This is a genomic window from Bradyrhizobium sp. (assembly GCF_004799445.1).
Classification (GTDB): domain Bacteria; phylum Pseudomonadota; class Alphaproteobacteria; order Rhizobiales; family Xanthobacteraceae; genus Bradyrhizobium.
In genome coordinates this window covers 1-5,833 of sequence record NZ_SSNA01000204.1, presented here as the reverse complement: position 1 = coordinate 5,833, position 5,833 = coordinate 1, and the positions used below count along the sequence as shown (strand labels likewise).

Sequence of the window (5,833 nt, the reverse complement as noted above, 5' to 3'; positions counted from 1 at the left end):
GGCTTCTGCACCGAGAAGAAACCGTCGCCGTTGATCGCCATGTTGGTGCCGACCGTCGTGCCGGTGACGGTGCCCTGGGTGGTGATGGTAGCCTGGGCGAACGCGGCCACGCCGCCGGCGACCTGCTTGTTGGGCGTGGTGGAGTCCGGGATCAGATCCTCGAACGTGGTATTGATACCCTTGTAGCCGGTGGTCGAGGCGTTCGCGATGTTGCCGGAAATGTTCTGCAACGCGAAAGATTGAGCCTGCAGGCCGCCAACCGCGGTGTTGAGCGCGTCGAAGATACCCATAACGTTGTCTCCACATTCGATCCGGGCGGCTAGCCGGCATTGCCATGCATGGCTGTCATCGAAGGAGACATCGCAATCATCGTGCCAGAACATTTCGCAACGAACTCAGTGGTCAAGGTCCGAAATTCAAGAGTCGAAAGGGCGAAATTTGCCTAGCTCGGCAACTCTTGCCGTGACGGAGTCCGATAAATCGCGGGCGTCTTCCTCACCAAAGCGCCACATTGCGCGGTCTCAAAGCCCACTCAACTTCGACGTTGAGAAACGTCGAGCGTAGCAGCAGGGGCGACTGCGAGGCCCAGGCCGCAATTGTGAGTCCGCTGACCGACATAAGGCCCGCTCCGCTTAGGGCCCATCCCGACACGGTGGCCGTGGATGCGTCTGTCTGGAGCGGTGCGGGGCATATAGACCTTGTGTACTTCCGGTGCGGCAGCAACGCGATAGCGCCAAGCAGATGCCTCCACCGGGGTTTCGGCGATCAGGATAGGAACGATTAGAAGCAACGGTCATGTGGTGGTTAGCCAAAGGCGGCGGTCTCATGATGGCTTTACTGAGCGCCGCTGCGCTTTTCGAAAAACGTTCACGCAAGCTAATCCTCGCCGACGTATTGCGCCGTGCAAATGTTGCAGCATTCGAGCGTGCAAGCCGGTCATCATTGAATTCAGACGCGCGCGACAACATCCAGATGTCGTAGAAATCCTTCATCCGGCGACGTCCCTCACGCGTCGCGCTCGCGTGCGCCTGGATGCGCACCGGCTTTTTGCGGGAGCAGGACAATCAGGGCGACGATCAAGATGGCCAGAATCGCCGAGGCGTAGAACCGGCTGATCGCCAGCCCGCCCTCCGCGAGAGACTTGTCCAGAAGATCACCAAGGGTCGCTCCCAGGGGGCGCGTGAGGATGAAAGCGAGCCAGAACAGCAGAACGCGGGAGGCATTCGTGAAGAAATACGCAGCGGCGACGAGTGCCAAACCCGCGCCAAAGACCAACGCGCCGCCCTCGTAGCCGAGACCGTTTGTATCGGCCATCCAATCGCCGAGCGCCGTGCCGAGCGTCTGGGAGAATAGGATTGTCACCCAGTAAAATACCTCGACCCTGGGCGTGGCGACCGTGTTGACGGAAACGGAACCCTCGGACCAGCGCCAGATAGCCAGCGAGGCCATCAGCGCCAGGAAGAGGATCGTCGAGCCCCCGGCATAGCCGATTCCCATCGAGCGATCCGCGAAATCCGCCATTGTTGTTCCGACCGTCGTGGTCGCGACAATCGTGGTCCAGTACAGGGAGGGGTGAAAGGATTTTGCGGCGATCTGGGCTGCGACCGCGAGCGTAAAAACGCCAAAGAATATGATGGTGCCGATCGCGTAACCCAGATGCATGGACATGCTCACGGCATCGCCGCCGGTTTCTCCGAGGGTCATGAACCCGACTGTTCCGCAGTCATTCATTGACGACGCCTATGAACAAGACCCCGCGAATGCTGCCGCCGAATTTGGCGCTTTGTTCCGCTCCGACATCGAGGGGTTTGTCAACCGCGAGGTGGTCGAAGCATGCGTGACTGACGGCGTGTTCGAACGCGAGCCACGTCCCGGCCTGCGCTATGCGGCCTTCACCGACCCGTCTGGCGGCAGCAACGACAGCTTCACGCTGGCAATTTCCCACAAGGACGCTGACAGTATTTTCCTCGATTGCATCCGTGAAGTGAAGCCACCGTTTTCTCCCGAAAGCGTCGTGGGTGAATTTGCCGCCCTCCTGAAAACCTACCGCATCTCAAAAGTGACGGGCGATCACTACGCTGGTGAGTGGCCGCGCGAACAATTCCGAAAATGCGGCATTCAATACGAACTTTCGGGCAGACCTGCCTCCGATCTGTATCGCGACTTGTTGCCGCTGCTCAACAGCCGTCGCGTCGAACTGCTAGATGACAAGAAACTGATCGCACAATTGACGACCCTCGAACGCCGCACGGCCAGAAGCGGGCGCGATCAGATTTCTCATCCTCCCGGCTCTCACGACGACGTAGCTAACTGCGTGGCTGGCGTTCTCGTCTCAAGTTCAGTGCCGCAACAAAGGCTCCGCATGGGCACCCTCTCCGAGGGTGGGGTTGCAGGAATCGAGATCGATCCCCGCACCTTGAAGCCGATTGCAACGGAACGACGACAATTGGGCAGCGCCTTGAAGCCCGGCCCACATCAAGGCTGCATTCCCGGCAAAGGCATCGGCTCGATGCCGTGGCTGACTGGCGACGAGAAATTGGCCCACGAGTTCAATCTGAAGAACGGCATCATCCGCATCAACGGGAGAGCTCGATGAAATACATCCAACACCCACGACGCGACCCCGCAAAAAATAATCGCGACGCGCGGATCAAATGGCCGAAGGTCGCAGTCAAGACTCCCAAGTCATTATGCACCGTCAGGCTTAGCCGCAGTTCAAAAACCCGAAGGAGACGACCATGACACCCAAAGCAACACTGTCACCCTCGATCCATGAAGCAACTATCGCACGGCATATGTTGAAGGATGACGACAGCGATCAGGTGCTCAACTCCCTGCATGCCGCAGTCAAGATGACGCGCGAGATGTGCGAAAAGGCCACACAAACTACAGAGGCCGTGTTGGCGAACCGCCTTGAGACCGAGGCGGCACGCCACAAAAAGGCAAGAGAGGCATCTTTTGGACTGCTCGAACGGGGCACCAAACTGCTCGATGGTGCGATCAAGGCGGGACACGCCGAGATCGACCAGGATCAAGGACGAGCGCACCGCGGCCGACCGGGCATTTCGGGAACGCGCGGCCCAGCTTGACGCGCGCGAGGCGGAAGTCGCCAGGCTCGAGACTGCCGTTTCGGCCGAGGCCGGGGCATACCTTGCGCGCAAGGCCGACGTTGACCGCAAGGAAGCGGGGGCGAAGGCGATACTGGAAAGCATCATCGAGCGGGAAAACCAATTCAAACGCGCGATAATCCAATTTTCCGGCGGGGCGATCGACGAGCGCGTGCAGGATCTGCCGAACTGGTCACAGCTTGCGCGCGACGTGTTCGGCGCCGGCGACGTCCATTACGACGACACCAGCGAATCCCACGGCCGGCCCGAAACGGCGAACGAATTGGAATCCGCACCGAACCGGCCGGAAGGTTCAACATTGGTCCATCGAAGCCCGCGTCCGCGTCGGTCGGAAATGAGAAACTGACATGCCGACCACCGATCAGCTATCCGCCGACATCGAAGCCGCGATCACAGCCGGCGAAGCCGAGATAGGCGACCTTTCCGCGCTGGTGCACTCCACCGCAAGCCGCGTCAACGCACTGATCGGATTCAGGGCCGCGCTGGCAGACCTGCAGGCAAATCCCAACGATCTCGAGTTGGCGCGAATCCGCGCCGCGGTTCTCAAGCTGAAATTCCCGGCCGCGACGGCCGCATAGGAGGACTCCGACATGGCAAGCAAATTTGGACCGGCGTGCGTAAAGCCTTCCGTCTATGTCGGCAAACCGCTTCCCCAGGATGACCGGATGCTTGGCATCACCGGCAAACCGATGGTGAGCAACGGCATGACCACCGCCGTCAAGCGATCCGACAACAGCGACGGCGCGCTGACGCCGAAACTCAATGCGGCGAACGAGGCCGCACAACGCAGCGGTTCGGTTTACATGCCGACAAAGGGGGAAAGCTGACATGCCAGGAACCGCAGCCCCCGCCGACGACAGCGTGCGACCGACGAACAGTTCAAGAGCATGACAAACGCGGAACGTCTCGATTACGCGCGCAAGTTCCCGCAGATTTTGGAAACCGGCCGCAAGGTTTGAAATGACCGACATTTCGGCGAGCGATCTTGAGCGCAAAGATATCGCGCCAACCGCATTTCGGCGCGAATCAAAATGGACGTTCAAGACGACGCAGCGGCGCGCCAAGGCGCATCGCGCGATCCAGGCCGTTATTCCAGCTGGCATCCCGGCCGAGATAACCAACTATGACGATCTGATAATCGTGCTTCGCGCGCGCGCCGACGAGCTACAGGTGAGTCGCGAAACGATCGATTTTATTTCTGGCTTGCCGTCCGGTTACGCTGGCAAGCTGCTCAGTTTGAGGCATGTGAGGCGCATTGGTTTACAGTCGCTTGGGCCTCTATTGACTGCCCTCGGCATCAAATTGATAGCGGTCGATGACGAAGCCGCGCTCGAACAATGCCGCTCGCGATATATGAAACGGGATGAACCGCATTTTCGCAGCGCCACGGCGCGGCACACACAACGCTAAACGATCGAACCAAAAAACCGCACTCTCACGAATAGGACGGGCTAGTAAATGTAGGTAGTCCTCTAGAGAGAGTCACTGGCGCGCGGCCGTGCTAGACTTAACCCCTTATAGTGCTTCGTCGTTGATCGCCGGAGAGGCACCGCTGCTGATCTGGTGGTAGGCTTCACGGCGCGCCACTGCTGGACGGCCGCCATGGAAATCTACCCCGATGACTACCTGCGTGGGTTAGCTTTCCACGAGGCAGGCCATGCAGTGGTCGCGTGGTCGTTGAACCTACGCGTGGAAACCATATACATCCGCGAGATAGGTGCAGGCAGTAGTGGGACAAAAACCGCCCCGCCCGATCATCTACCCTTGATAGATCAATTAGCGACGCTCGCCGCTGGCGTAGAGGCCGAACGGGAGTTCAAAAGTCCTTTGCCTGAAAACGCGGGCGACCGTGATCGCCTGATGGCGATAATCTTGATCCGAGCGCATCACGAGGGCCTCGTATCGGACGAAATCCAATCGCATCTCGCAGCAGGTCGCGCTCTCGCCCGTGAGTTGTTGGTAGAGCACAGCGAAAGGGTCATCCGAGTAGCCGAACAGCTCCGCGATGTTCGCCAAGTTCACGCCGCCGAGTTCATCCGTTTGATGAGCGCGTGACGGCCCGGCTTTGCCCGACGGCATCGGCTCGATGCGGATCATCTTGAACTCTATGTGGCGGCCTTACTCCCGGACATTGCGATCCCGGTCGCGCACGACCGCGGCGTATCGGTCGATTTGGCCAGCAAGTCTTGACCAGCTAGAAGAGATATTTCTCAGAACCTCGGCCTCAGCCGAGCTCTTCGCTAAATTCATCAATCGAATACATTCTGCCGCTTGATCACGGCAGTGCTGTGCACTGTCCATAGGCCTCACGCTGGTTTCGGACTCAGCCCAACAACAAAGCCGTCAAGTGCGGTGGATCGCCTGACGGCTTCGCCGTGGGACCGCGCGTTCGATGGGATGACCCACGAGGTCATGATGGCAGTTTGGGATGACGCCGCAACAAAAGTCGCTTGTTAAGCTGAATGTCGGCGCTGCGGGTTAATTCTGGAACCGGCGATCAGCGCTTCGATGGCGGTTCATCGATCGCGCGCCAGCTTGCGCCGTCCGCTGGCCGTCCGCCCGCTCGATACCCATTCTCGCGAACAGCACCGGTCCCCGATCCTCGGCCGCGTCGATTAGCATCTGAATAGCCAGTCGCCATTCCGGCGTATCGCGCTCTGATTGGGAGAGCTTCCTAATATAATTGCCGGCGTCGCGGAGCGTTC

General features: G+C 59.5%; 9 protein-coding genes and 2 pseudogenes. 6 read left to right on the top strand and 5 right to left on the bottom strand.

All coding sequences use genetic code 11. The annotated features are described in order from the left end of the window. The 3 genes and pseudogenes from E8A46_RS26835 to E8A46_RS26825 all read right to left on the bottom strand — a co-directional run. On the bottom strand, positions 1 to 290 hold a 290-nt coding region (locus E8A46_RS26835; RefSeq protein WP_291567661.1), incomplete at its 3' end, for a flagellar hook-basal body complex protein. A 597-nt stretch (positions 291 to 887) separates the two neighbouring features. Next, positions 888 to 995, bottom strand: a pseudogene (locus E8A46_RS26830) (nucleotidyl transferase AbiEii/AbiGii toxin family protein); the annotation flags it as partial. 10 nt (positions 996 to 1,005) lie between these two features. Further along, positions 1,006 to 1,704 (bottom strand): hypothetical protein, encoded by a 699-nt coding sequence (locus tag E8A46_RS26825; RefSeq protein WP_291567659.1) that lies wholly within the window; start codon positions 1,702 to 1,704, stop codon positions 1,006 to 1,008. Here E8A46_RS26825 and E8A46_RS26820 point away from each other — a divergent pair. The 6 genes from E8A46_RS26820 to E8A46_RS26795 all read left to right on the top strand — a co-directional run bounded on the left by E8A46_RS26820 (position 1,703) and on the right by E8A46_RS26795 (position 4,538). Next, entirely contained in the window at positions 1,703 to 2,596 is an 894-nt protein-coding gene (locus tag E8A46_RS26820; RefSeq protein WP_363252649.1) for a hypothetical protein, read from the top strand. The genes E8A46_RS26825 and E8A46_RS26820 overlap by 2 nt on opposite strands. A gap of 142 nt (positions 2,597 to 2,738) precedes the next feature. Beyond that, positions 2,739 to 3,089: a hypothetical protein gene (locus E8A46_RS26815; protein WP_291567657.1), complete on the top strand. Its 351-nt coding sequence runs from the start codon at positions 2,739 to 2,741 to the stop codon at positions 3,087 to 3,089. After that, positions 2,992 to 3,474, top strand: coding sequence for a hypothetical protein (locus E8A46_RS26810; RefSeq protein WP_291567656.1), 483 nt, complete (start codon positions 2,992 to 2,994; stop codon positions 3,472 to 3,474). Before E8A46_RS26815 ends, E8A46_RS26810 begins: the two co-directional genes overlap by 98 nt. 1 nt (position 3,475) lies before the next feature. After that, positions 3,476 to 3,706 carry a hypothetical protein gene (locus E8A46_RS26805; protein WP_291567654.1) on the top strand — a complete coding sequence of 77 codons (231 nt, stop codon included), beginning with the start codon at positions 3,476 to 3,478 and terminating at the stop codon, positions 3,704 to 3,706. Positions 3,707 to 3,718: 12 nt separating this feature from the next. Next, a complete protein-coding gene (locus E8A46_RS26800) occupies positions 3,719 to 3,955 on the top strand; it encodes a hypothetical protein (RefSeq protein WP_291567652.1) in 237 nt (78 codons plus the stop codon). 133 nt (positions 3,956 to 4,088) lie between these two features. Continuing rightward, positions 4,089 to 4,538, top strand: coding sequence for a hypothetical protein (locus E8A46_RS26795; protein ID WP_291567650.1), 450 nt, complete (start codon positions 4,089 to 4,091; stop codon positions 4,536 to 4,538). A gap of 366 nt (positions 4,539 to 4,904) precedes the next feature. On the opposite strand, the gene E8A46_RS26790 is transcribed toward E8A46_RS26795, so the two are convergent. Together E8A46_RS26790 and E8A46_RS26785 are read right to left on the bottom strand one after the other, a co-directional pair. After that, positions 4,905 to 5,225 carry a hypothetical protein gene (locus E8A46_RS26790; RefSeq protein WP_291567649.1) on the bottom strand — a complete coding sequence of 107 codons (321 nt, stop codon included), beginning with the start codon at positions 5,223 to 5,225 and terminating at the stop codon, positions 4,905 to 4,907. Positions 5,226 to 5,606: 381 nt separating this feature from the next. After that, positions 5,607 to 5,833: pseudogene (locus E8A46_RS26785) on the bottom strand (hypothetical protein); the annotation flags it as partial.

What these genes read in the sequence shown, in the direction of transcription:
- E8A46_RS26825 (WP_291567659.1), bottom strand. Translation starts at nt 1,704, where the DNA reads ATGACCCTCGGAGAAACCGGCGGCGATGCCGTGAGCATGTCCATGCAT.
- E8A46_RS26810 (WP_291567656.1), top strand. Translation starts at nt 2,992, where the DNA reads ATGGTGCGATCAAGGCGGGACACGCCGAGATCGACCAGGATCAAGGAC.
- E8A46_RS26790 (WP_291567649.1), bottom strand. Translation starts at nt 5,225, where the DNA reads ATGATCCGCATCGAGCCGATGCCGTCGGGCAAAGCCGGGCCGTCACGC.
- E8A46_RS26820 (WP_363252649.1), top strand. Translation starts at nt 1,703, where the DNA reads ATGAACCCGACTGTTCCGCAGTCATTCATTGACGACGCCTATGAACAA.
- E8A46_RS26815 (WP_291567657.1), top strand. Translation starts at nt 2,739, where the DNA reads ATGACACCCAAAGCAACACTGTCACCCTCGATCCATGAAGCAACTATC.
- E8A46_RS26805 (WP_291567654.1), top strand. Translation starts at nt 3,476, where the DNA reads ATGCCGACCACCGATCAGCTATCCGCCGACATCGAAGCCGCGATCACA.
- E8A46_RS26800 (WP_291567652.1), top strand. Translation starts at nt 3,719, where the DNA reads ATGGCAAGCAAATTTGGACCGGCGTGCGTAAAGCCTTCCGTCTATGTC.
- E8A46_RS26795 (WP_291567650.1), top strand. Translation starts at nt 4,089, where the DNA reads ATGACCGACATTTCGGCGAGCGATCTTGAGCGCAAAGATATCGCGCCA.